This is a genomic window from Fructobacillus durionis (assembly GCF_900112405.1).
Lineage (GTDB): Bacteria > Bacillota > Bacilli > Lactobacillales > Lactobacillaceae > Fructobacillus > Fructobacillus durionis.
This window is the reverse complement of record NZ_FOLI01000001.1, coordinates 39,432-65,166: the sequence shown is the minus strand read 5'-3', so window position 1 is coordinate 65,166 and position 25,735 is coordinate 39,432. Positions and strand designations below refer to the sequence as shown.

The window sequence follows — 25,735 nt, the reverse complement described above, 5'->3', positions numbered from 1 at the left end:
CTTATTCATCTCCTAATGCTTGTACGGATAGCGTTTTGCTTGCGACTGCCATGGCCTGGCAGAAGGCTGCAAAGGTATCGATTGCCGTTAAAATTGGTCGGCCATCATCCGTTGCTAGTTCACGGACGCGAGCCTGCAGTGGCGCTTCCTCTTCTAACAAGTCGATGGTATCAACCACCAAGTCAACGTCTGCTGAAGCAAAGCGTTCAACAAGTTCCTGGTCACTCTCCACTCGTTGAACGGGGAAGCCTGACTTTTCTAAGAAATCGGCCGTCTGACCAGAAGCTAAGAGCTGCTTGCCAGATTCAATCAGCTGCTGCACAAGTGGCAGCGCCTCATCTTCTTCCTTTGCAGAAAAGCTCAGGTAAACCTTGGCATTGGCTGCTAAGTCAGGCAACTTAGCTGATAAGAAGGCCTTCTTCAAGGCTTCTGGGTAGGTATCGGCAGAACCAATCGCCTCCCCGGTTGACTTCATTTCAGGGCCCAGCGTTTGGTTCACATCTGGCAACTTCTCGAAGGAGAAAACCGGTGCTTTGACGTGCACCCGCTTGGACTGTTCGGCCAATCCAGAGCTGTAGCCCAAGTCCTTCAGTGAATGGCCCAGTGATACCAAGGTTGCCAACTGTGCCATTGGCACCTTGGTTACCTTTGATAGGAAAGGCACCGTTCGTGAAGCCCGTGGGTTCACTTCAATCACGTAGGCCTCGTTGTTGTGAATAACAAACTGCACGTTCATCAAGCCAACCACCTTTAGGCGGCGGGCCAACTTTGTCGCAGCCAAAATCATTTTCTCCTGAATGTCAGATGAGAGCGCCTGTGGTGGATAGACCGACATGGAATCACCAGAGTGAATTCCAGCCCGTTCAACGTGCTCCATGATGCCGGGGATAACCACATCCTTACCATCCGAAATCAAGTCCAGCTCGGCTTCCTGACCAGTTAGGTAGGAGTCTAGCAAGACCGGATGGTCGCGGGAGACTTTGACAGCCTCCGTCATGTAGCGCTTGAGTTCCGCGGAATTATCGAGGACTTCCATCCCTCGGCCACCAATGACGTAAGATGGACGAATCAGAAGTGGATAGCCAATCTTATTGGCAGCCTCTTCGGCCTCTTCTTCGGTCGTAGCCGATGCCCCGTCGGCTTGAATTAGGTTCAATTCGTCCATGACCTTGTTGAACTTATCCCGGTCCTCGGCTTCGTCAATGGTTTCAAGGTTGGTTCCAAGCAGGTTTACACCTGCCTTGACCAAACCTTCCGCCAGATTGATAGCCGTCTGACCACCGAACTGCACAAGCACACCTAGTGGTTGCTCTAAATCAACGACGTTCAACACGTCTTCCAGCGTCAATGGTTCAAAGTAGAGCTTATCCGAGATGGCAAAGTCGGTTGAAACCGTTTCCGGATTCGAGTTCTGAATAATGGCTTCATAGCCAGCGGCCTGTAAGGCCTTCACCGCGTGCACCGTGGCGTAGTCGAACTCGACTCCCTGGCCAATTCGGATGGGACCAGAACCCAGTACCAAAACTGATGGGCGCTTCGTGCGAATTGATTCGTTTTCGTCTTCGTAAGTCCCGTAGTAGTAAGGCGTCTTCGACTCAAACTCCCCGGCGGCTGTATCCACCATCTTGTAGACTGGGCAAATCCCATCGGCGAGTCGATCTGAGCGAACGACCATTTCATCCTTACCGGACAGTGCTGCTAGCGTTGCATCCGAGAAGCCGTAAACCTTGGCTTCTTTCAAGACTTTGGCATCGGCTGGATTCTTTTTAAAGGCCTGCTCGATTTCAACAATGTGCTGAATCTTGTCCAGGTAGAAGAAATCGATTTTAGTAATGTCATGGATTTTTTCCACCGTGACACCCCGCCGGATTAACTCCGCTAGGACAAAGATTCGGTCTTCCTTTCCAGGCATCAAATCCGCCAGCATGTCTTCAACCGAACGGTCATGGTAACCCACTCCGGTCAAATCCTTCTGGTCGATTTCCAAGGAACGAATTGCCTTTTGCAAGGATTCTTCAAAGGTACGCCCGATGGCCATTACCTCTCCGGTCGCCTTCATCTGGGTACCCAGCGCTCGGTTTGCTTCCTTGAACTTATCGAATGGAAAGCGTGGAATCTTGGTGACCACGTAGTCCAAGGCTGGTTCAAAGACCGCCCAGGTTGTCTGCGTAATTGGGTTTTTAATTTCATCCAAAGTCAGACCAGTAGCAATCTTGGCCGCCATCTTAGCAATAGGATAACCCGTCGCCTTGGAAGCCAATGCCGATGAGCGGGAAACTCGTGGATTCACTTCGATGATGTAGTAGTCAAAGGAGTTTGGATCCAACGCCATTTGGATGTTCACACCACCCTCGATTTTCAAGGCGCGGATAATCTTTAGGGCCGCGTCACGCATCATTTGGTATTCCCGGTCGGCCAAAGTCTGTGTTGGCGAAACGACAATTGAGTCCCCCGTGTGGATACCAACTGGATCCACGTTTTCCATGCTGGCCACGATTAACGCGTTATCAGATGAATCGCGCATCACCTCGAACTCGATTTCCTTAAAGCCGGCTATCGACTGCTCAATCAAAACCTGGTTAACTGGTGAGAGGTCCAAGCCGTGGGTCGCGATGCTTTGTAACTCCGCTTCGTTGTCGACAAAGCCACCGCCAGAACCACCCAGCGTGTAGGCTGGTCGAACAACCAAAGGAAAGCCAATCTGTTTAGCAATCGCCTGCGCCTCTTCCACCGTTGTGGCGATGGCCGATGCAGGAACTGGTTCCTGCAATTCGTCCATGAGGTCCTTAAAGAGCTGTCGGTCTTCGGCCTGTTCAATGGCCTTCAGCTTTGTTCCGAGTAACTCAATCCCTTTCTCCTTTAAGAGCGAAGAGTCGGCCAGTTCTTTGGCCAGGTTCAGCCCCGTTTGCCCACCTAAGGTTGGCAAAATCGCGTCGGGCTCTTCTTCTAAAATAATCTTCTTTAAAAATTCCTTGGTCAGCGGCTCCATGTAAACTTTGTCCGCGACCTCTTCGTCGGTCATGATAGTGGCTGGGTTGGAATTGACTAGAATAACTTCATAGCCCTCTTCCTTCAAGGCCAAGCAGGCCTGTGAACCCGAGTAATCAAACTCCGCGGCCTGTCCAATCACAATTGGTCCAGAACCGATTACCAAAATTTTATGAAGATCATTTCGTTTAGGCATTGACGAGCTCCTTTGTTGTCATTAATGAGACGAATTGGTCAAAAATATACTCTGAATCGTGGGGACCAGGGCAGGCATCCGGATGAAACTGCACCGAGAAGGCTGGTCGGTTCTTCAAGCGCACCCCTTCGACCGAGCGGGAATTAATTTCTTCGTGAGTCACCTCGAGGTCCGTATCTTCCAGCGACTGAGTGTCCACCGCGTAGCCGTGGTTTTGCGAGGTAAAGTGCTTGGCCTGTTGGCTGACATCCCAAACCGCGTGGTTAAAGCCACGGTAGCCAAACTTCATCTTGTAGGTTTCCGCACCGTTGGCCAAAGCGAAGAGCTGGTGGCCCAGACAGATACCGAGCAGTGGGTAATGCTCTTGCAGCTGGCGAATCAAAGGATAAGCAAAGTCACAGTCCGTTGGGTTTCCCGGTCCGTTCGACAAAAGCACTCCGTCCGGTTGGCTAGCAGCCACCGTTTCAAAGTCGCTGTCCGCCGGGAAGACCGTCACCGCAATTCCCCGCTTCTCCAGCGCCTTCATGATGGAGTCCTTCATTCCAAAGTCAATCAAGGCCACATGCAGGTCAGCCTCTTCTTTGCTCAAGGCAGGTACCGCTACTGCCTGTTGGGCTCGCTTCTCCTGCAGCAAGGCATCGTAATCCTGATCAAAAAGCGCGTCGATGCGACTTTGATCAAGTGAATTAACGATGACCGCCTTCATTGAACCCTGCTGGCGAATTTCTTTTGCCAACTTACGGGTGTCGACTCCCTGAATCCCAACCACACCGTTTTCCTTGGCATAATCACCGACTGACATTACCGAGCGAAAGTTCGATGGGCGGCGGGCTAACTCTTTGACGATAATGGCGTCCACGGCTGGTGCATCCGCTTCGTTATCGTCTAAGTTAATCCCGTAGTTTCCAATTAGTGGGTAAGTAAAGACCATGCTTTGGCCGTAATAAGATGGATCCGTCATGGTTTCCTGGTAGCCGGTCATCCCCGTTGAGAAAACCGCCTCCGTCAACAACTCTCCTTGCGCCCCGAAGGCCTGTCCCTGATAAATCGAACCGTTCTCTAAAACTAAATAGCGTTCCATCCCATTCTCCTTATTCTTTTGAAAAGACCAATTGACCGTCCACAAAGGTTTTCATCACCAACCCGTGCACTTCTTCTCCAGCAAAGGGCGTGTTCTTACCCTTGGAGTGGAAGCTTTCCGGATTAATCTGGAAGGCCTGCTCAACGTCCAACAAGACGATGTCAGCGGCATCTCCTGCTCGTAGCTGACCGGCTTCATTCAACGCAAATCCTTCAATCGGCTTCTTGTTCAACCAGGAAACCGCCGTCTTCAAATCAACTAGGCCCGATGCCACAAAGCGTTCGTAAACCAATGGCAAAGTCGTTTCCAATCCAACAATTCCGAAGGCACAGTCGGCAATTGAACCGGCCTTATCCTCTTCCGTATGTGGTGCATGGTCCGAGGCAATCATGTCGATGGTGCCGTCTAGCAGACCGGCAATCAAAGCGTAGCGGTCTTCCTTCGTCCGCAGCGGTGGATTCATCTTGAAGTTCGTATCGTCACCCTGAATCATACTTTCGTCCAAGAAGAGGTGGTGGGGACTCACTTCCGCTGTGATAGGCAAGCCCTCTTTCTTCGCCTGGCGAATCAATTCAACTGACTGTTGGCTTGAAACGTGGGCCACATGGTAGCGGCAGCCCGTGGCTCGCACTAACTCAATGTCGCGAGCCAATTGGGTTGTCTCGGACAGAGCGGTCAAACCTGGTAATCCTAAGCGTTCGCTGGCGGCCGGATCAACGACCCCGCCGTCTGCCAAACCGTTGTCTTCCAAGTGAACCGTCATGATGCCACCGACCGCAGCCACAGCCTTCATCGCTTCCAACATTGTTTTTGCTTCTTGGACACCGTGACCATCGTTTGAAAAGGCCTTTGCGCCGGCCTGTTTCAGTGCCGCAATATCCGTTACTCGGTCAGTCGTTAATTCGTCGGTAATGGCCGCAATCTGGCCGACTTTGACAAGTCCCTTTTCCTTGTTTAAGGCAACCTGCTTTTCCAAAGTCGCCACCTGGTCAATGACAGGCAGTACGTTTGGCATGGTTAACACCGTTGTGAACCCACCAGCAGCAGCAGCCTCTGACCCAGTCCGAATTGTTTCCTTTTCGGTTAACCCTGGGTCGCGGAAGTGGACGTGAACGTCGACGAGGCCGGGGATGGCGGTCATTCCCTTCCCATCAATAATTTCAGAACCCGGCTTGGCTGCAAAAGCCCGACCGACACCAGCAATCTTGCCATCGGAAATGACAATGGCTGACTTTTGCCCGTCAATGATTACATTTTTAATAATTTTGTCCATTACTTTTCCTCCATCAACCCTTGCTTTTGTAAGACCCGCGTTAGGATGGCCATTCGGGCGTAGACCCCGTTTGCCATCTGGTCAAAGATGCGCGACTGTGCACCATCTACCAAATCCGAATCGATTTCAACCCCGCGGTTCACTGGCGCCGGATGCATGATAATGGCCGAACCTTTCAACCTCTTCGCACGGTCCTTTGTCAGCCCGTAAGCCTCGTGGTAAGCGTCCGCCGTGAAGTTATCCCGTCCGCTTTCTTCCAGTCGTTCCAGCTGCACCCGCAGACACATCAGCACATCAACTTGTTCGAGTAAATCATCGATTGCTTCGTACTGTCCGTACTCGGCCAGCTCTTCGCTCCACCATTCCTCTGGTCCGGCGAAGAACACCTGCATCCCCAGCTCCTTAAAAATCTTGGCGTCGGACTTGGCTACCCGTGAGTGGGATAAATCACCGACAATCCCAATCTTCAGGCCGGCAAAGTCACCGAACTCTTTTTTAATCGTCATCAGATCTAGGAGAGTCTGGGAAGGATGAACTCCCGCACCGTCACCAGCGTTAACAAGAGACAGGCGAATGTTTGGGTCGCTTTCTAAATTCTGATACCAGCCGGTTTCACTGTGGCGGATGACTGCCAAGTCCATGCCAATCGCTTGCACCGTCTTCACCGTATCTGCCAGACTCTCCCCCTTTTGAACCGAGGAACCATTGATGTTGACGTCAAAGCGACTCAGTCCCAGCCGATGCTCGGCCATCTGGAAGGAAGTCACCGTACGCGTCGAATTTTCAAAGAAAAGATTAGCAACAGCCACGTCCCGCTTTAACTTTGGAACTGCCGCTCCTTTTTGATAAGCAATGGCTGTATCCAAGAGTCCGTTCAACTCTGCTTTGGATAAATCCGCCAAGTCCACTAGGTTATGCACATTCTTCTCCATCATTTCCTCCAAATATCCGACAAAAAAAGCCCTGATCAATTGATCAGAGCTTTGTCATTTCAGATATCCTATTGAGTTCTTCGCCGAACCGAGTCTTTTTTGTTCTGCTAAAAAAGCTTCACTTGTCTCCACCACTGGTGGCACTCTTCCCTGGTCTGGGAGGGCAAACAACCGCAATCGCATACCTTAGTGATTCTCTGATCAACTTTAAAGGTGTGATTCGATTTTTTCTATCGTAACACTTCTATTTAAATTGCACAAGCAAAGGTTAGAAAATAATTATCAAAAAACATTCGGAAACTGCTTAAATTCATGACGAACACGACTTTTGTTTCAATAAAATCAAAACTTTCATTCGTTTTAAAAAGTGGGTATCAAAAAAGTCCTAGCACATGCTAGGACTCAATCAATTATTCAGCAACTGTTTCCGCTGCGTTTTTGTCTGCCAAATCCTTTTTCAAGTAGTCATAGTATCCGGCATAAGTCAGGTACATGTATGGCAACAGGATAACCATTCCAAGGCCAAGAACCAAGTAGGCCAAGATTGACCAACCAAGGAAGGACAATTGCAAAACAAAGTACTCCCACTTGTGGCCATCCATCAACTCGCGGGAGCGAGTAATGGCGTCACGGTAGCGAATATCTTCGCCATTTGTCTTGGCATCCTTCAATACATAGAAGGCTTGTGAGTATGAGAAAGACTTGATGATTCCAGGAATAATGAAGACAAAGGTCCATAGAAGCGTCCAAACTAATTGCAAGACAGCAACAGCGATTGTTCCCACAAAGAGTCCCTTTGTCTTGTATGCCTCAATGGCTTGCAAGAATGGGTGTGGCAACTTCTTTTCAGCACGACTGTAATCCAGCAAAGAGTAAGTAGCTGCAGTAGCGGCGAAAAAGGCCAAAAGACCCTTGGCCGTTCCATCTCCAAAGGACATCATCGATGGCGTTGTCACATTAAACAAGCTACCATCCCCGAAGGTATTCGAGAATTCATGAATATCCATTGATGATGCGTTATTAATCGCAGAGAATGCGTCTAATCGATCAAAGGCACGGTCACCAATCCATGAAAACATGACGGCTGGTAAAGTCACAAGGGCTAAGTATAGCCAGTTCCCCGCCATCTTTTCTCGTGCGTTCGCCTTCAACTGTTGGCGTACTTCTCTTCTAGTCATTTCGACCTCCATTAAATGATTTATTTCATCTATTATAACGTGAATAACCCGACTTTCGCTAACAAAAAAAGAAGCCCGAAGGCTTCTTTTAAGAAAACTTATTTAGCATCGTTGCGGTGGCGAACAAAGTAAACCACCAAAACCAAGGCCAATAGCAAGAATCCAATCAACAATGGAATCTGCGTATCAGGGTTGATTGTCATGAAGACCAAAGTAATCAAGAGCATGAACATGGCAAAGTAGTTTGAAATTGGTGACATCGCCAACTTAAATGGATGTCCTTCCAAGTACTCTGGATGTTCCTTACGGAACTTGATTTGACTCCAAAGGATAACGAACCATGGCACCATTCCTGGCAAAGTCGAAGCGGAATAAACCATGACGAAAATCTTTGATGAGTCGTGCCAGATAAGTGGCAACAAGGCGTTCAAGACAATTCCAAGTAAGATACCGGCTGACATAGCCAAAACAGCAACTTCAGGAACGCGGCGCTTTGATAGCTTCAAGAACTTAGGAGAAATTTCCTTGTTCAAGGCAAGCGTGTAAAGCATACGAGATGATGAGAACAAACCTGAGTTCAAAGCTGAGATAGCAGCTGTCATCATAACAAAGTTAATGATACCGGCAGCAGCCGTAATTCCAACCCGTGAGAACGTCTCAACGAATGGTGACCCAACTTGGTCCAACTGGTTCCATGGGTAAATCGTGATAATTACGAAGATTGAACCAACGTAGAAAATCAAGATACGAGCCACAATGGACTTGATTGACTTCACGATGGCCGTTTGTGGATCCTTGGCTTCACCAGCTGTGATTCCAATCAATTCAATGGCCTGGTATGACGTCATAACAATTGACAAGGCGAACATAAAGCCCTTGAAGCCACCGGCGAAGAATGCGCCGTGTGACCAAAGGTTTGAGAAACCAAGTGGGTGACCGTGGTTACCAACACCAAGCAAGATTACCATGAAGCCAAGGATAATCATGAAGACAATTGTCAACACCTTAATCAATGAGAACCATGCTTCCATAGAACCGTAGGCCTTAACCGTTACCAGGTTAGCGGCCGTTAACGTTGCCAAAACAACAACGCCCGTTACCCACGTTGGAATACCTGGCCACCAGTAGTCAAGATACATTCCAACGGCAATCGTTTCAGAAATACCGACCATCAACCACTGAATCACGTTGGCCCATACCGTTAAGTAACCAGCAGCTGGATGAATGTAGTGTTTAGCGTAATTTGCAAAAGATCCAACTTCAGGGTCGATGTACAACATCTCACCCAAAGCTCGCATCACAATGTACAAGACCAAACCTGACAATAGGTAGGCCAAGATAACAGATGGCCCGGTCCATTGAATGGTCGAGGCCGCCCCCATGAAGAGGCCGACACCAATGGTGCCGCCCAATGCAATCATTTCCATTTGGAATGATGAAAGGGATCGATTCAATTCATTATTTTTTTCTGCCATGATAGACACTCCTAATCGGGTTTGTGTTAACAAAAAAGGCGTCCCTAGCTCAAAGCTAGGGACGCCGTCGCGTGGTACCACCCAAATTTGCTACGTTAACACACGTAACCTTAATCTGACCGATGTAACGGTTGGTCAAACCGGGCATACTTTCACGCGCTACTCGTATGTCGTTTATAAGAGGTAGTCTTCAATTCGTACACCCGCCATTCTCACCAACCATGACGTCGCTGTATGCTGTATCGAACTTACTCGTCCTCTTTACGTTGAACCTATCATAAATGATGATTAAACCAAATGCAAGACTTTTTTCAAGAAAAATGAAAGAAAAATGATAAACAAGCGCTTACATTCGCACGGTTACTTGCTAAATGAAATAGGTGTTTTTATTAATTAATATTAAAATTTCAAATAAAAAGTACCACAAAAAGTAGCAGAAAAACAAAAAACGTCCGACATCTCTGTCGAACGTTTTTCTGGAAATCTCCCAAGGTCTCCTGATATGACTATCAGTGCTTCCGCTCGGATTCGAACCGAGGACCTTGGGATTAAAAATCCCCTACTCTAACCAACTGAGTTACGGAAGCAATCAGTGCTTAGCACATTAATATATATTACAGAAGGGCCCTAAAAAAAGCAAGCCTCTAAAAGTAATTTTTTGAAAAAAATTAGTTCTCTGTATCACCGTCAGAAAGGTCGTCCAAGTCATCAGAGCCGGCCAATTCCGTCAAGTGTTCATCGATTGATTCGTCCTTTTGATCTTGCTCGTCGGCGTCATCATCGTCGTCGGTCTTTTCATCATCAGGAACATCATCAAAGTCGTCGTCTTCAGGGTCGTCATCGTTGTAATCGATCACATCGTCATCGTTTGCGTTATCCGCAAAGACGTTGACCTTCTTTGACGCCTTCTTTTTCTTCTTTGGCTTTTCTTCTTCGTCATCAATTTCGTGAATTGATTCATCGATGGCGTCGACTGGGTACCATGCACGCAAAGCCCATTCGTTGTTTCCAAGGGAAATAAATGAACCATCCGTGTTCAAGTCCGTGTAGAACTGTGACAAACGGGACTTGAAGCTTTCATCATCAACTCCCAGGAAGTTCTCAATGGCTTGTACTAAATCAGCAAAGGCCATGGCCTGCTTTTGCTCGGATAGGATTGCCGTGGCGATTTCCACCAGGGCCATTTCTTCTTTTAGTTGACCGTTTTCAATTTGTGACATGGCTTATATCCTTTCGCACTTCTAACTAGTTAATAATACTGAATTATTGAGCAAATTGCAAGGAAACCTGGTATTGGCCGACGACTTCCCCGTTCGCTGACAGACTATAGGACAGCGCGACTTTACCAAGTAGTTCTTCCTCGTCAATATCAATTAGCAACTCGCTGGTATTTGTTCCCAGCATCATCACCCCGGCTGCGGTTTGATAAGGCTGATGGTCGACCAATCCCCGTTCAAAAACTAAACGGGTTTTCGTGACGTTCGTTCGGGTAATGGCCACATGGTCTGGTTCAATTTTGACTAAAACCTTAGTGACCGGCTGCTCTTCGAGCACTTCTTCATAGGTTAAATACCAGGCCGCACCCTTTTGCACTAAACGGCCGTCAGCCTCAATTGTATAGGATTCATCGCCCTCGTCTTGAACGATTTTGGATTCAAAAGTCACCTTGACAGCTTGTCCAGCCATGTTGATTTGCCCTCATTTTTCGCAAGTTTTGCTTCTTTCTATTATAATAGGTATATTGACGAAGGGAAAGGTGAAAGTTTTGGAAAAATTAGCACAAGAAAAAGTCCTACGAGACCCTATTCACGACTTCATCCACATCCAAGATAAGCTGATTTTGGATTTGATTAACACAAAGGAATTCCAACGTTTGCGCCGTGTGCAACAACTGGGCGTTTCCAACTCTATTTTTCACGGTGCCACACACGACCGCTTTGGCCACTGTTCTGGTGCCTACGAGCTGGCTCGTCGTGTAACCGACTACTTTGATGAGTACTACGCCACCAAGGAAGAGGGCGACGGTCTTTGGAACCCTGAAGAACGAATGGTGACCCTTGCGGCCGCCCTCCTTCACGATGTTGGTCACGGTGCTTTCTCCCACACCTTCGAACACCTCTTTGATACGGATCACGAGGCCATGACCCAGCAAATCATCATGGGCGACACTGAAGTTCACGAAGTTTTGCTCCAAGAAGGTCCTGACTTTCCTAACAAAGTCGCATCCGTCATCGCCAAAACCTATCCAAACCCACAAGTGGTTCAGCTGATCTCGTCACAGCTCGACGTGGACCGGATGGATTACTTGCTCCGCGACGCCTACTACACCGGCGCTTCATACGGTGAATTCGACCTTTCCCGTATTGTTCGCATGCTCCGTCCATACAAGAACGGAATCGCCGTCAACATTGGCGGTATGCATGCCGTGGAATCTTACCTGGTTGCCCGTTACCAGATGTATCTTCAAGTGTACTTCCACCCTGTTTCCCGTGGAATGGAAATTCTCTTGGAACACATCTTGTACCGCGTAAAGGAACTGCTAGCAAGTGGTAAGGAAGATAAAAGCTTGGTTGGCCCACTCTTAGCGCCAGCCTTCCAGCCTGACCACGACCTCACTGTTTCCGAGTACCTTCGTTTGGACGACAACGTTTTCTTAGCCGCCATTAACGGTTGGCAGGACTCAGACGATACGATTTTGTCTGACCTTTCCCGCCGCTTCTTGGGACGTAAGCCACTGAAGTCCATCCAAATCAACGAGCAAACAGCTCCTCACCTGGACCGACTCGAAAAAGTCGTCAAGGAAGCCGGCTTCGATCCCCGTTACTACACAGCTCGAAACGACGCCTACGACTTGCCATACGATGACTATAAGCCAACTGCTAAGAAGCCTCGGACGCAAATCGAAATCGTCCTTCCAGACGGTAGCCAACGCGAACTCTCCGAGCTCTCAACACTGGTGGCCGCCATTAAGGGCCGGGCATCGCTCGACCAGCGTTTCTTCTTCCCAAGAGAAATGCTCTATAACGGACCAGACGACCTTTTCTCCGAAGTCCATGCCGACTTCAAGTCCTTTATTAAAAACGACAGTTTTACACCTGACGGACAGTAAAACAAAAAAAGACTTCCAATTGGAAGTCTTTTTTTATTGAATCATTACTCTTTAAATTCCTTTGCCGCCTTCTTCAAAGCGAGTGGCAAAATCATCTTTTGTAGCCAGTTTGGCTTCTTGTCCTTGGCAATGTGCAAGCCGTTGTTGAATTCGACCATCAAGTGCCACTTGTGTCCTTCAAGGATTTCATCAGGTGCTGATTGTGGAAGGAAAACGCCAAGCTTAACGTGCAAACCGTTCTTCTTACCTTTGAACTGGTGCATTCCAATAATCTTTGTGTCAGCCATGTTGTGAGCTAACAGCGTCTTACCAATCATCACCATGTCCGTATCGGCATCTGGCTGAATAGGACGGGCCATTCCCTTACCCGGCACCAAGTGCAAGTAAGATGGATCCTTGTACATTCCAAAGGTTTCAACGATTGTTTGTGTCCCCCCCTTACCAGCTTCAAAGTAGTAGTGTTCTGGGTGAACCTTTGAAGGCAAGTACAAGTTGTTTTCTGCCATCAAGGATTGGTTGAAGAGCATGAATTGAATAAGGGAAATATTTTCTGTTTCAACTTCAACAATCGCCTGCTTCATGGGTTGCTTGTCATCTGCTTTATCAGCGATGTCTTCCCACATCTTATCGGCACGAATCAATTCGTCCTTGTAGTAGTCAAGCATCCCCTGCTTACCTACGGCTTCCTTACTTTGCGCTAATAATTCTCGAGCGTCTTCCAAAGTCATTTCCAGGGCGTCTTCGACTTTGTAAGACTGACCGTTCATTTGCAAAGGAATGTTCTTTTCACCGAACTCCTTGAACACCTTGTGGTAACGGCTTAATTCGACTTCGTGAATTTCTTCCTGCGTTACTTCTCGGCCATCAATCTTAAAGTTAATCTTGTAGTCTGCCATGGGCTAACCTCCAACTGTCTCATTTGTGTCTTTTGATTACTTAAAGTATACTAAGTTTTAGAAAGAATAAAAGGCTTTTCGCCCAAGTGGCACAAAGGATAATCAGTCGTGACAGAAAAAAAGATAAAACGAACCGATCAGGTCAACCAATCAATCGATATGCTTCTCGGCGGGCTGACCAAACTCATGCAGGACAAGCCAATTGATAAGATCACGATTGGAGAACTAACCGACACCGCCGGTCTCTCCCGGCGCACATTCTACCGGCACTTTCAAACAGTCGATGATTTATTAACACTCAAAGTCAGCCGCCTAGTCGACCGCCTCTATGGCACCATGGATCCTTCCCACATGACTTTTGAAAAAGTCTTGAACAGCTGCTATGAAACACTTAAACCCGACAAAGCCTTCCTGCTGGCCCTTGCTAAGAACCAGCGAGAGTATCTCCTACAGAAGGTCATTTTGGAAAAGCGGGACGAGAGCATCATTCAAGTTCCACACGACCCCATTCACGATTTAACTGCCTACTTTGGGGCCGGCGGCATGTCGTCCATCATTATCTACTGGATTCATCAGGGCTTTTCTCAGAGTAATGAAGAAGTGGCCCAGGCCAACCACGAACTCATTCAGCACATCAAACGAATCGCACAATAAAAAGGACGTCCTAGTGGGCGTCCTTTTTTATTCATCTATTTTTACTTAGCCAAACCAGCCAAAGCCTTTGCCGCGGCAGCTTCTTGCTTTTCAACAAGGTTTACGCGGTTTTCGATGACTTCCGTATCAATCACGATTTCACGAGCGATACCTGGTTGGTCCTTCTTACCATCGAAGAAGTTCTTAAATGAATCCAACTTCTCACGGGTCTTAAAGATACGTGAGATAACGGTAATGTATGAAGAGAATGACATGTCGCCACCGAGGCGGTCTTCCAACCATCCCCAGTTTGCTTGTACCCAATCCCAAGCCTGGTCTTGACCAACTGGGTTAGCCAATACACCGGCGAACCAGTTACGCAAGTCCTGTGGCTTGATGATTGCTGGGTCCTGGAAGGAGGCAATCAATTCCTTGACCTGCAAGTCGTTTGGCGTTGCGGCCAAAGCCACTGACAGATCACGCTTCAATGAGGCGTTTGACGTTGCTTGGTAGTCTGACAAGAGTGCTGCAAAAGTCTCTTGACTGTTGTAGTTCACCAATTCGTTCTTCAAGACTTGAGTACGACCGTCAGCTGGCAATGCTTGCGCGCTTCCTGCCTTCTCAAAGACGGCGTGTGCTTCGGCCATCATGTCCTTGTTCTGACCGTAAAGAGCGGCTGCCACAACTTGTGGACGAGCCAATTCATCAGAAACTGAATCGCTAGCCTTCTTAGCCAAGCCAAGACGAGCATAGCTCTTTTCAGATAGCTCAGCAGTAAAGGCCTTCAAGTTCTTTTCAACATCTGAGCCTGGCTTTGCAAAGACCTTCACGGCTGCAATCGCTTGGTAGACAAAGTCCTGAACAAGGGCTGAGTCAGAATCAGCAAGAGAAGGCAAGACTGGCAAGATGTCGGCGTAGCCAACCTTGTTGGCCTGGGCCAACAAGAGGGCGTTTTGAATGAACTGGGCCTGGTCGATGGCTGACATCGCCTTCAAGCCTTCCACTTGTTCTGCCAAAATTTCATCATCGTACTGCACGATGTAGTGGCCGGCGTTTCCAACGTTCAAACGGAATGGGCCCTTTGAAGCAGCCTTAATTTCAGCCCAGTCACCCAAGTCTGCTTCTTCCGTTGTGAGCAAGGCTGGCAAACCTTCAGCAGAGGCCTTCAAAGGTACTTGCCAAAGTCGCTTGTCGTTTGCTGGCTTTTCACCCAAGACGAATGGTGCCTGGCGAACCTTAACACGACCGTCTTCAATTGACACCGTCAACAATGGGTAACCTGGTTGGTCCAACCAAGTCTTCATCACGGCACCAATGTCTTGTCCAGAAGCAACACCCAAGGCATCCCAAAGGTCATCCCCAGTGGCGTTTCCGTATGACTTCTTTTCGAAGTAGGCCTTCAAGCCCTTACGCAAGGCGTCGTCACCAATTAATGAACGAACCATGACGAGCAAGTGGGCACCCTTGGCATAAACGATGGCTGGATCGAAGAGCGCATCGATTTCTTCTGGGTGGTGCACTTCAACGTGGACAGGTTGTACGCCTGGCACGGCATCACGACGGAAGGCCGCTTGGGCATCGTTAGCGTTGAAAGTTTCCCAAATGTGCCAGTCGGGTTCAATGGCATCGATTGCCACGAATTCCATCATGTTGGCAAATGATTCGTTCAACCACAATTCATCCCACCACTTCATTGTGACCAAGTCACCGAACCACTGGTGAGCCAATTCGTGGGCAATCACAGTGGCAACGGTTTGCTTCATGGCCAATTCCGTGTTGTCAGGGTCTACCAACAAGTAAGCCTCACGGTAAGTAACCATTCCCCAGTTTTCCATGGCTCCGGCTGAGAAGTCAGGCAAAGCAACTTGCAAAGATTGCGCCAATGGATATGGTGTCTGATAAAAGTCTTCGTAGAATTCAATTGAACGCTTTGAAATATCCAAAGCGAAGTCCAAGTCCTTAGCTGGGTGTGCCTTAGTGGCATAGACACCAATCTTAATACCAGACTTCGTCTTGGTTTCAACAGATTGGAAGTCTCCGAAGGCAAAGGCAACCAAGTAAGTTGACATCTTGACTGTCTTTTCAAAGTAGTGCACACCGTCTTCAACACGCGTTTCAGGCATGTTGGCGATGGCAACTTCACCAGGTTGCTCGTCAAACTTCAAAGCAAGAGAGAATGTCGCCTTAGCTTCTGGTTCGTCAATTCCTGGGAATGCTTGACGGGCAAAGTAAGTTTCAAACTGAGTTGAAACAACTTGCTTATCTTCACCGTCCACTTGGTAGTATGAAGGGTAAATACCATTCATGTTATCAGTCAAAGGTGCTTCATAGACAACTTCAATTGTTTGCTTTCCTGCTTCAGGAACGTCAAATTGAATTTGATCTTCTGCATCAACCGTTTTAAAATCAACGGCTTGGCCGTTAACTGTTACGGATTCGACCTTCAAATCGTGCTGATGCAAGGCCATCTTGGTCTGCTTGGCAACTCCGGTCACGACTGTCTTTCCTGTAATCAGCTTCTTCTCACGAGAAACCTCAATGAACAAATCGTAGTGTTCTGGTTGAAAAATGTCGTAAAGACGTTGAATGGATGCCATCAAAATACCTTCCTTTATTAAAAAAATATGAAAATATGAATCTTAAATTCATTATAGCGAAAGGGGATTGAAAATGAAAGAATTCTGGTAGAATTCCTACCACTCTTGTATGAAATCTTTGTCACATTTATAATAGTAGCAAGCAGACATTCGCCTAATTAAAAAGGAAAAAACATGCCAGTACTCTATTTAATTGCCCTACTTCTCATTGCAGTAATTGCCGCCAACATCGTAAAGCCCTTCATCCCCCGTGTTCCGGAGGCTTTAGTGCTCATTGCAGTTGGAGGCCTCTTCACCTTCATCCCGCTCTTTAAGAACTTCGAATTAGATCCCGAGTTCTTCCTCTTCCTAATTATCGCGCCACTGATGTTCCAAGAAGGGCAGGGAATTTCCTTTACAACAATCAAAAAGCACGCTAATGCTATTATTCAACTTTCAGTCATTCTTGCCCTCTTCATCGTGGCCGTCGTCGCTGTCATTACCGACCAGATTCAATCCGAATGGCCATTAACCCTCGCCATTGCCTTAGCAGCCATCGTCGTCCCAACCGACGCCGTTGCCGTCAAGTCAATGACCACCGGCTTAAAAATGCCCAAGGGGTTAAATCAGTCACTCGAACTCGAATCACTCTTTAACGATGCAACTGGTATCGTTTTGCTGGATTTGGCCCTCTCGGTCTACACTAAGGGTTCTTTTAACCTGGTCGATGGCATTGGACAGTTCCTACTCGTTGCCCTTGGCGGACTAATCGTTGGGGCTATCGCCTCCGGCCTAATCATCGCCCTGCGCCTCTACCTTTCCTTCCACGCCTCATCGGCACAGGCAACCACCATTCCGCTAAACATTCTGACACCTTTTGTCATTTATCTTTTAGCCGAACATCTCGGTGTCTCTGGCATCCTAGCCGTTGTTGCCGCAGGAATTTTGCATAACTACGAGCAGTCTCGTATGCAGCTAATCGCCACAGAATCACGAGTTGTTTCTGGAACCATCTGGGAAACCATTACCACCTTATTGAACGGAATTGTCTTCGTTATCCTAGGTCTCTCCCTTCCAAAGATTCTAAACCTAATTGGCACTTTCGGCTTTGAAAAGTCCCTTGGACTCTTCTGGCTAGCCTTGCTCATCTATCTAGCCATGTTCGCCGCCCGCTTCCTTTGGGTTTCCTTCCAAAAGCAGGACCGACTCGAAGGTTTCTTCGGGAAGCACCAAACAAAGGACCGCTTACAGCGGGCCCAAATCTTTGGTGTCGCCGGGGTCCACGGGGCCGTCACATTGGCCTTGGCTATGTCCTTGCCAACAACCGTCCACGGTCATCCACTCCCATTCTTAAATGAAATTTTGCTCGTTTCCACCCTTGTTATCTTAATTTCACTGATTGTCGCCGCCTTCATTCTGCCTCTCCTACTTGAAAAGGAGGAACAGGCCTATAGCGAAAAAGAACTGAATCAAGCCCGAACAGATATGATTGACGCGGCCATTATTAAGATGGAGCAGCGCTTAACCGACCATGATACAAAGGCCGCAATCGCCCAGGTTCTTCAGTCCCAAAAGCTGACAACCGGTCGTCCAAAGGGACACGATGAGCAAGCATCACTAGCACTGCTCAGCCAAATTTCAGATGAGCTACAGCTTTACCTCGATGATCTCATTAACCAGGGCTACGACCAGGATATCGTTGAACGTTATAGCCGTTTCCTTCAACGTGGCTTGCTGTCACCGGCTAATTCACGTCACCCACTCGCTCGTTTAAACCAGCGGATTCACCACTATCAGCACGAGATTGCCTGGCACTGGAAGACAAAAACTTTTACAAAGGGACAACGTCTCCGTTACCAGCAAGAACTCATGGAACGTAATCCAAAGGTTGCTGCCAAAGTCGCCCAGTGGAAAGACGGACGTCAGGCCATGCTATCTTTGAATGAGGACGTTCAAAAGGCCGCTGATCAGCTCCTAACGGCTGCTCTTCAACGGGAACTTGAAGAACATCAAAACACCGAAAACGTCGATGCTGTTCGCCAGCTCTTGGACCGTTTCTTCCGAATCGTTGCCCACGACTACCGTAAGGAAGCCGTTTCAGTACCAACGGCTGAATACATCCAAGCATTCGCCGACGAGTACAGCCACCTTTCCACTGAACTAGCGGCTGGACACGTTAAGGCAGCGGTAGCCGATGAACTCTACACCGAAATTAACCAAGCTCAAACCTTGCTTCTAATGGAACAGGGAACGGGTGAAGAAGAATAATTCTTTCTCAAATATAAAAAGCAGACATAATTCTTATGTCTGCTTTTTTCTATCTTAATAAACACTTTAGTCTGCCAACTGTTCATACAGTGGTAAGAGCTCTTCCAATGTATCCAGCAAGAAGGCCTCGAGTTCATCGGACTTCTCATTTAACAAAGGAGAATCCTTTGGAATCTGACGGCCAATTAAGACTTCGGAAGCCTTCACCTTCGCATAACGGTCCACGATGGCATCATACTCATTCAAAGAGTGGCGGTTGTTTGCCATGTGATCTTGCGACAAGACAAAGTCAGCAGGTAGTTCAGCAACCCTATCGGCAATCCCACGAAGCTTTTCAGCAATAACCGGACCGTCCGCCTTCGTCTTCTTCATATTCTCTTCAATAGCCAAGTAGAAATAAAGATGGTCATCCCAGAGACCTAATTCAAAGTGGGCCTCCATCTTATAGCCACGCTTGTTGGGCGCAAAGGCCACCCAGGTGTTTTCCGGTGGGTTAACCTTACGCATCTTATGCTTGGCCACATGGGCTACCCAGGGGCGCCCATCCGCCATTAGAATTGGCATGGCAGCAGCCGCAAAGGCTTCAAACTTTGGATCAATCACCGTCCGGACTTTATCCATTCGACCGTTTAAAGTCTGGTCGTTAAAAATATCAAAATCACTCTTCTGAAACATTCTTCTCTCCTCGTATTCCTCGGAAACCAGCTAGCCAAGTCATCACCACGAAACCAATCACCAAAATATCAGCGACCAGGTTTAACCAGAGCAAAAAGATGGTGATGGAAGTCAGCGACTGGTAGAAACTGTACTTTCCAACCTGGAAAGAGGCCAGCAGCGCAAAGACCTTGTTTAAACCGTTCAGCAAAAGCAAGTCCAAGAGCGAACCAGCTAATGAAGCCAAAAACGGTGGCCGTGCCGCTTTAGCAGGCAACTGATAGTTCATCCACAACAGGACCAACCACATTCCAAGTAATAATAGGATGCGCGTTGGTGCCACCCAAACGGCCAAGCCTGGAATCTTATGCAGGTAAACAGCTAAGATATTTCCGGCAAAGGCCATGGCAGTAAAAGCAACTACCATTAACAAAAGCCAGATAAAGGACCAGAAACGGGTCAAAATTGGCAATCCAGTCTCTTCCGTATCCGTGATGCGGTTAAAGCAATCACGCAAAACAGAGGTCACCCGTGATAGTGACCAAAAAATAAAGAGAATGGACAAGGACCAGTAAGACTTGGTATCTGCATGGGCAACAGACGTTAAAACGGGCGATAAGAAATCATGCACTGAAGCCGGCAAAAAATCCGCCATCATGTGATTCAATCGCATCGCTGAAATGTCCATGGCCGAAATAAGCAGAACCACCGTGATTAACAGTGGAAACAATGTTAATAAAACATAGTATGCAAAAGTCGGCCCGACCATCGTAATTTGTGACCGGGAAAAGTATGTTACCAGATCATTGATATGTAACTTGCGATCAAGAAAATCCCAAGTATTTTTGAATGATTTCGTCATAGTAATCCTATTATATAAAAAAAGACGTCTTCACGACGTCCTTTTTTTGTTACCCACTTATACAGAAGGTGTTTGCCCCAGTGCAACCTGGGCTGCAACGTTCAAAAGAGACCATTGCTTATCAAATCCTGGCTGGAAGAAGAAGTCCGCTTCCGCGAGATCTTCCAGAGTCATCTTTCCCTTAATCGCCAAGGCAATTGTATTTGCATGGGCTGTTAAATCAGCCTTTGAGAGTAATTGACCACCCAGGATAGCATGGCTATCTGGATTATAGGTCAGCTTGACAAAGGCATCCGCATTGCCATCCGTTACAAAGTCAGGTCGTACCTTACCTTTGTAGAATGCACTCGCAACATTCAAGTGCATCTTTTCAGCATTATTAGCATTCACACCCGTTGTCGCCAACTTGTAGTCAAAGACTGTCAAGGCAGAAGAGCCATTCACACCAGCAAAGGCACGTGCTGGCTTTTCAATAGCAATGTTTTCAACAACATAACGTGCTTCTTTTCGAGCAGTCGTTGCCAAAGCGATTGGTGCTGGTTGACCAGCTGGTGCAAAGAGTGGCTTAATTGCATCCCCAATGGCAAAGACGTTTTTGGCTGAAGTATGCAAGTAAGGATCCGTCTTAATAAAGCCACGGTCATCCAAATCAACCGTTCCCTCTAGGTACTTCGTAGCCGGCTTAACACCGGCAGCCACAATGACCAAATCAGCTGGCAAAGTCTGGCCGGCATCATCCTTAACAGCGGTTACTTTACCTTGTCCTTCAAAGGCCGAAACCCCGTGATTCAAATGTAAGGCAACGCCCTTTTCCGTCAATTCATCAGCCATCACATCGGCTAGCTCTGAATCCAAGTAATTTCCAAGTGGGCGGTTAATCATATCAACAACCGTCACCTTCTTACCCGCTTCAGCAAAGACCTGAGCGGCCTCAATACCAATGTAACCAGAGCCAACAACCACCACGTTTTGAACCGCATCGTCATGCAACTTTTCGTCAAGCTTCATGGCCCAATCACGGCCACGCATCAAGAAGACGTTTTCCAAATCCATACCAGGAACAGGAATGGTGCCTGGCGTGACACCAGAAGAGATAATCAACTTGTCATAAGAGTCCGTAAAAGTCTTACCAGACTGCTTATCCAAAGCCGTCACTTCTTGCTTGTCAGTATCAACAGATTCAACTAAGTGGTTGGCGAAGACTTTTCCACCATACTGCTCAATATCTGCTGGCTTAAAGTTTCGAACGGCATCGCGTTCCGTCACATTTCCCTGTAGGAATAATTCCATTCCACAGGACATGAAGGAAATGAAATCACCAGCCTCATAGACTGTGACATCCATATCATCGTAGCGAGTGAGTAGCTCGTGCGCAGATTCGTGTCCACCGTGGGACGCTCCAATAACGACAACTTTCATAAGTAACCTCCAAAAATATTCTTTGCTTACTTTTCGACAACTTCATTATAACGATTCTTTTGAGTAAAAAAAGCCCGAAGAGAATTCGAACTTCCAAACTCGATTAGAACAGCAAACCAATGCCGTAGTGAATGGCAATCGTAACCAATCCAACCCAGATGTTACGCCAAACAGCTCGACCGACCATTCCCTGTGAGAAAAGCGCAGATAGCAATCCAGTTAGAGCTGAAGCCACAACCGTTGCTAAAATAGCCGCCAAATACTGATATTGCACTGGGAAAATCAGTAGGGCAACCAATGGGAATACCCCACCCAAAGCAGCTGAAAACGTTGATGATACAGCCGCAGAAATTGGAGAAACATAGTGGCCAAGCGTCATGTCGTACTTAACTGACAGAACCGTTTCCAATGGCTTTTCAGCCAACAATTCAGCCGCAATAGCCTTCGCCGTTTCGGGGCTAACACCACGGTCAGTATAGAAGGCCGCAACTTCTTCCATTTGCTGGTCAAATTCCGTCTTCAAGCGGGCCTTTTCAAGTGCCACAGCGACTTTTTCAGAATCCGCCTGGGAAGAAACAGCGGCAAATTCACCAGAACCCATTGAAAGGGCACAGGCAAACAAGTCCGACAAACCAGCCAGCACAATCACCAGACGGTTTGATGTAGCAGCGGCCACGGAGAAGACAACCCCGACAACCGTCAAGATTCCATCGTTAGAACCCAAGATTCCAGCACGGATGGTGTTTAGACGTTCTTCCATCGTTTGGCCGGACTTTTTTTCGGCACGCTTTGAGTGCCAATTCTTAAATAGTGCAGTCATTTTTCACACCTCTCCCTTACTTAAAGAGCAACCCAATTGAGTAGGTTACAATCATTGTCAAAATACCAGCCAAAAGGTTTCGAATCGCACCCTTTGTACGGTTCGCACCGTTAACAACAGCAGCCATGTATCCTGTAAAGAGCAAGGCAATCAAAACGGCTAAGAAGGTAGCGGCAATGCGCAAGTCCTTAGGAGCAAAGGCCATAAAGGCCATTGGCAAAGCCGCACCGGTTGGAAAAGTCACAAAGGACACCAATGCAGCACCACCAGCAGAAACCTGAGACTTCAGGGAGAAACCGTGACGTTCGCGGACCGTTGTTTCCAATGGATCCTTCTTCATCATTTCTTCCGTCGCCTGTGTGGCGAGTTCTTCTGAAATACCATCTGCCTGGTACTTCTCTTTGACGAAGTTAAATTCGCCATCGTAATTTTCTTTCAATGCCTTCTCTTGGCCAATACGAGCCTTTTCTTGGGCATCGTGAGATGACCGAACTGAAACGAATTCGCCCATCGCCATCGAGACCATACCGGCCAAAGTCCCGGCAAAACCTGACAACATAATTGCTCCAAGGCTTTGCCCGGCTCCGGCCACACCAACAATGATTCCGGCAACAGACAGGATACCGTCGTTGCCTCCCATGACCCCGGCCCGGACCAAATTGTTGTGAGCCATAAGTGATTGCTTTTCCATAAGAATTCTCCTATAATATTAGAATGGTTCTAAACTATTATACTAAGAATTCTTCTTGATGTCAATTCTTTGTTTTGTATCATTCTAATGTTATAATTGACATGAACGTAATAGTAAATAGGAGGTTAACATGCTGAATCCATTAAAGAACGTTTTACAAGAACATGGTCTAAAAGCCACAACGCAACGCTTGACCCTGCTCGAATATATGATGACGCACGACAATCACCCCACAGCAGAGATGATTCACAATGAGTTACCAGACATCTCGCTGGCAACGGTTTACAACACACTGGAAAAGTTTGTTGAGAAAAAGTTGGTCGTGATTATCGATGGCATTTCAGATGGAAAACGACACTATGATGCCGCCGACCACCCTCATTACCACGTTATTAATACAAAGACGAACGAAATCATTGATGCGGCCAACTTCGATCCTGCCCCATTAATTAAAGCAGCACAAGCTGCTACAGGATTAAAGATTACGGAATACCGTATCGATCTTTATGGTGTTGAGCCAAGCACTACCGAAGTACATTCTTAAAAATAAATAATTAAAGAAAGCCCCTTGATATACATCAAGGGGCTTTTTCTTATGACTTTACAGTCTTTTAATTATTCGTGTTGGCAACAACAGTATCCCAGAATGCCTGGATAATCTGCTTAGCAATACGTCCGTTCGTTCCATCCAAGTAGGAATCCATTCCAGGAATTGCCAATGACATAGCAAATGGTGTTCCAGGAACATAAACCACCATTGACTCGGTAAAGGTCGTATGACCGTTCGTCGTTGTTTCGGCGGTACCCGTCTTGGCGTAAACCTTTGGATTCATATTGTGTAATGAGCTTCCTGTGTTATGGGATGATGAACCGTTAGCAACTTGGTACATACCATCCTTAATAACCTTCCATTCATCGTCCTTCAAAGAAACCTGGGACTGCAGAGTAGGTTCAGCCGTCCAAACGGTACGCTGATACTTTGCGTCCTTATCGGTCTGAAGCACCGAACCAACCAGGTGAGGTTGAACAAGGTAGCCACCGTTGGCAATAGCTGAAACATAACGAGCCAGCTGCAAGGTCGTATAAGAATCGTACTGACCAAAGGACTCGTACAAATACTTACCCAGGTTGGCTCCGGTAGTCAACCCCTTGTACCCGGCTGTTTCGCCTTCCACATCAATTCCCGTCTTCGTTCCCAATCCAAACTGTGCCAAACCATTTCGCAACGTCTGGAAAGCGTTCGAGTTCAAATGCAGTGACGAACCAGATGAGTAAGTTTGTCCACCAATCTTCATTCCCAACTGAACAAAGTAGGTGTTAGAAGAAGTTTCCAAGGCGGTCCGGGCGTCAATCGGTGTTGGCGTTCCAGTCTTATTCCAATAAGAAGTAATCTCTGGCGTTCCAGCAATCTTAATGGCCTGATCGTTCATTGTGTTTGACGAAGCCGTCACAACCCCCTTTTGGAAACCAGTAGCCAAGATTGCCGGCTTAACAACAGACCCCATGACAATGGCCTGGTTAATATTACCCAACTGGTTGGCTGTCTTCTTTCCAGTTGAAGAATCACGACTAACCCCAGCCATGGCGTAAATACCACCGGTATAAGGATTAATAACCGTTGAATAGGCTCCCTGAACATTTCCACCCGGAAGATTGTCTTCCAAGATTTTCTGAACCTTCTTTTGATATTCAGCGTTAATGGTCAACTTTAGTGAATCACCAGATTGTCCTTCATACTTAATCGAGGACGTCTTTAAGTTTCCCAATGTTGAGACAACCGTCTGCGATGGTGATCCCTTCAGCAATGATTCATACTGCTTTTCCAATGCAGAAGTTCCAACAGGTTCGTTTTGTGAATAACCCTGTGCCAGCAAACGGTGAAGGCGATCAGCAGGTAATCCAGCTGATTCATCACTGACCGTTCCTGTCAAAGATTGGAAATCCGTTCCCTCTGGATAGTTACGGGACCAAGACTCCCCAATCTTAACACCTGGCATCTCCGACAACCGCTCCGCGATTTTAGCCTGTGCATCATCCGAAATATCACTTTCCTTAATATAGGTAGTTGATAAAGCAGAGGCCCCCGACATCTTTTGGAAAATCATGGCAACGTTCTTGTCGACATTCTTATCCAGATTATGGTTCATTACGTAGTTGGCCATGGCCGTGTTCAACTGAGTCGTTGACCATGAAGAAGCTGTCTTTGGGTTTTCCTTTTTAACAGCAGCTTGCACTTTCGTAGCAGCCTTCGAATTGGTCACCAAGTAATAATCGGCCGTTGAACGGGCACTAAGACGTGTCGTATCAATGGAGATATACTTAGACAATTTCTTTGCAACCGTCGCAATTTGATTTGTCGTTGTCGTTGAGCCACGTGTATAGGTAATAGCCAACGAGGATTGGTTCCCTGTGATGACTTTACCGGTCGAATCATAGATTAACCCACGGGGGGCATTCCCCTTTTCCACCGTCTGGTCAGACTGATTCACTTCGCTCAAATAACCTGCACCTTGTTTTAAAGTCAGAAAGGCCAATTGAATGATTAGAGCCGCGATTAGGGCTACAACAAGGCCTAATAACAACTTTAGACGTCCTGGCAAGTTTGCCTGAGCGTCGTTTTTATTACCATCTTCTAAGTAACGATTACGATTCATAATTACAATTCATCTTTCCAAGAAAAGTTC

20 protein-coding genes and 1 tRNA gene are annotated in these 25,735 nt (G+C 47.3%); 4 read left to right on the top strand and 17 right to left on the bottom strand.

All coding sequences use genetic code 11. From position 1 onward, the window contains the following. Position 1: 1 nt before the first annotated feature. The 9 genes from carB to BMZ93_RS00295 form a co-directional block, all read right to left on the bottom strand. Complete coding sequence (gene carB, locus BMZ93_RS00335) at positions 2 to 3,184, bottom strand: carbamoyl-phosphate synthase large subunit (RefSeq protein WP_091501073.1); 3,183 nt, start codon at positions 3,182 to 3,184, stop codon at positions 2 to 4. Next, positions 3,177 to 4,265, bottom strand: coding sequence for a carbamoyl phosphate synthase small subunit (locus tag BMZ93_RS00330; protein WP_091501072.1), 1,089 nt, complete (start codon positions 4,263 to 4,265; stop codon positions 3,177 to 3,179). The genes carB and BMZ93_RS00330 overlap by 8 nt, the downstream gene beginning before the upstream one ends. A 10-nt stretch (positions 4,266 to 4,275) precedes the next feature. Beyond that, positions 4,276 to 5,538, bottom strand: coding sequence for a dihydroorotase (locus BMZ93_RS00325; RefSeq protein WP_091501070.1), 1,263 nt, complete (start codon positions 5,536 to 5,538; stop codon positions 4,276 to 4,278). After that, the gene (locus BMZ93_RS00320; protein ID WP_091501068.1) at positions 5,538 to 6,473 is read right to left on the bottom strand and encodes an aspartate carbamoyltransferase catalytic subunit; all 936 of its coding nucleotides are present in this window, start codon (positions 6,471 to 6,473) and stop codon (positions 5,538 to 5,540) included. The genes BMZ93_RS00325 and BMZ93_RS00320 overlap by 1 nt, the downstream gene beginning before the upstream one ends. 407 nt (positions 6,474 to 6,880) lie before the next feature. Then, positions 6,881 to 7,648: a DUF975 family protein gene (locus tag BMZ93_RS00315; RefSeq protein ID WP_159427763.1), complete on the bottom strand. Its 768-nt coding sequence runs from the start codon at positions 7,646 to 7,648 to the stop codon at positions 6,881 to 6,883. Positions 7,649 to 7,746: 98 nt separating this feature from the next. Beyond that, positions 7,747 to 9,123 (bottom strand): amino acid permease, encoded by a 1,377-nt coding sequence (locus tag BMZ93_RS00310; RefSeq protein WP_091501065.1) that lies wholly within the window; start codon positions 9,121 to 9,123, stop codon positions 7,747 to 7,749. A 513-nt stretch (positions 9,124 to 9,636) separates the two neighbouring features. After that, positions 9,637 to 9,710, bottom strand: a tRNA-Lys gene (locus BMZ93_RS00305). 81 nt (positions 9,711 to 9,791) lie between these two features. Next, the gene (gene rpoE / locus BMZ93_RS00300) at positions 9,792 to 10,343 is read right to left on the bottom strand and encodes a DNA-directed RNA polymerase subunit delta (RefSeq protein WP_091501063.1); all 552 of its coding nucleotides are present in this window, start codon (positions 10,341 to 10,343) and stop codon (positions 9,792 to 9,794) included. Positions 10,344 to 10,386: 43 nt separating this feature from the next. Beyond that, positions 10,387 to 10,809: a YwiB family protein gene (locus BMZ93_RS00295; protein ID WP_091501061.1), complete on the bottom strand. Its 423-nt coding sequence runs from the start codon at positions 10,807 to 10,809 to the stop codon at positions 10,387 to 10,389. Between the two features lie 79 nt (positions 10,810 to 10,888). On the opposite strand from BMZ93_RS00295, the gene BMZ93_RS00290 reads away from it, so the two are divergent. Then, positions 10,889 to 12,232 carry an HD domain-containing protein gene (locus BMZ93_RS00290; RefSeq protein ID WP_382419370.1) on the top strand — a complete coding sequence of 448 codons (1,344 nt, stop codon included), beginning with the start codon at positions 10,889 to 10,891 and terminating at the stop codon, positions 12,230 to 12,232. Positions 12,233 to 12,276: 44 nt separating this feature from the next. Here BMZ93_RS00290 and BMZ93_RS00285 read toward each other — a convergent pair whose 3' ends face one another. Next, positions 12,277 to 13,128: a hypothetical protein gene (locus tag BMZ93_RS00285; RefSeq protein ID WP_091501056.1), complete on the bottom strand. Its 852-nt coding sequence runs from the start codon at positions 13,126 to 13,128 to the stop codon at positions 12,277 to 12,279. Positions 13,129 to 13,236: 108 nt separating this feature from the next. On the opposite strand from BMZ93_RS00285, the gene BMZ93_RS00280 reads away from it, so the two are divergent. Beyond that, complete coding sequence (locus BMZ93_RS00280) at positions 13,237 to 13,782, top strand: TetR/AcrR family transcriptional regulator (protein ID WP_091501054.1); 546 nt, start codon at positions 13,237 to 13,239, stop codon at positions 13,780 to 13,782. Between the two features lie 41 nt (positions 13,783 to 13,823). Here BMZ93_RS00280 and BMZ93_RS00275 read toward each other — a convergent pair whose 3' ends face one another. Next, positions 13,824 to 16,358, bottom strand: coding sequence for a M1 family metallopeptidase (locus tag BMZ93_RS00275; RefSeq protein ID WP_091501052.1), 2,535 nt, complete (start codon positions 16,356 to 16,358; stop codon positions 13,824 to 13,826). A 174-nt stretch (positions 16,359 to 16,532) separates the two neighbouring features. Between BMZ93_RS00275 and BMZ93_RS00270 the strand changes: the two genes are divergently transcribed. Continuing rightward, entirely contained in the window at positions 16,533 to 18,605 is a 2,073-nt protein-coding gene (locus tag BMZ93_RS00270) for a cation:proton antiporter (RefSeq protein ID WP_091501050.1), read from the top strand. A 66-nt stretch (positions 18,606 to 18,671) separates the two neighbouring features. Here BMZ93_RS00270 and BMZ93_RS00265 read toward each other — a convergent pair whose 3' ends face one another. The 5 genes from BMZ93_RS00265 to BMZ93_RS00245 all read right to left on the bottom strand — a co-directional run bounded on the left by BMZ93_RS00265 (position 18,672) and on the right by BMZ93_RS00245 (position 23,051). Next, complete coding sequence (locus BMZ93_RS00265) at positions 18,672 to 19,280, bottom strand: DUF1054 family protein (RefSeq protein WP_091501048.1); 609 nt, start codon at positions 19,278 to 19,280, stop codon at positions 18,672 to 18,674. After that, a complete protein-coding gene (locus BMZ93_RS00260; protein WP_091501046.1) occupies positions 19,264 to 20,121 on the bottom strand; it encodes a YihY/virulence factor BrkB family protein in 858 nt (285 codons plus the stop codon). The genes BMZ93_RS00265 and BMZ93_RS00260 overlap by 17 nt, the downstream gene beginning before the upstream one ends. A 57-nt stretch (positions 20,122 to 20,178) precedes the next feature. Next, a complete protein-coding gene (locus BMZ93_RS00255; protein WP_091501044.1) occupies positions 20,179 to 21,540 on the bottom strand; it encodes an FAD-dependent oxidoreductase in 1,362 nt (453 codons plus the stop codon). A 103-nt stretch (positions 21,541 to 21,643) separates the two neighbouring features. Further along, positions 21,644 to 22,360: a VIT1/CCC1 transporter family protein gene (locus BMZ93_RS00250; RefSeq protein WP_091501043.1), complete on the bottom strand. Its 717-nt coding sequence runs from the start codon at positions 22,358 to 22,360 to the stop codon at positions 21,644 to 21,646. Positions 22,361 to 22,376: 16 nt separating this feature from the next. Then, entirely contained in the window at positions 22,377 to 23,051 is a 675-nt protein-coding gene (locus BMZ93_RS00245; RefSeq protein ID WP_091501041.1) for a VIT1/CCC1 transporter family protein, read from the bottom strand. A 130-nt stretch (positions 23,052 to 23,181) separates the two neighbouring features. On the opposite strand from BMZ93_RS00245, the gene BMZ93_RS00240 reads away from it, so the two are divergent. After that, positions 23,182 to 23,595: a Fur family transcriptional regulator gene (locus BMZ93_RS00240; RefSeq protein WP_091501039.1), complete on the top strand. Its 414-nt coding sequence runs from the start codon at positions 23,182 to 23,184 to the stop codon at positions 23,593 to 23,595. A 67-nt stretch (positions 23,596 to 23,662) separates the two neighbouring features. On the opposite strand, the gene BMZ93_RS00235 is transcribed toward BMZ93_RS00240, so the two are convergent. Beyond that, entirely contained in the window at positions 23,663 to 25,705 is a 2,043-nt protein-coding gene (locus tag BMZ93_RS00235; protein ID WP_091501037.1) for a peptidoglycan D,D-transpeptidase FtsI family protein, read from the bottom strand. Positions 25,706 to 25,735: the final 30 nt, after the last annotated feature.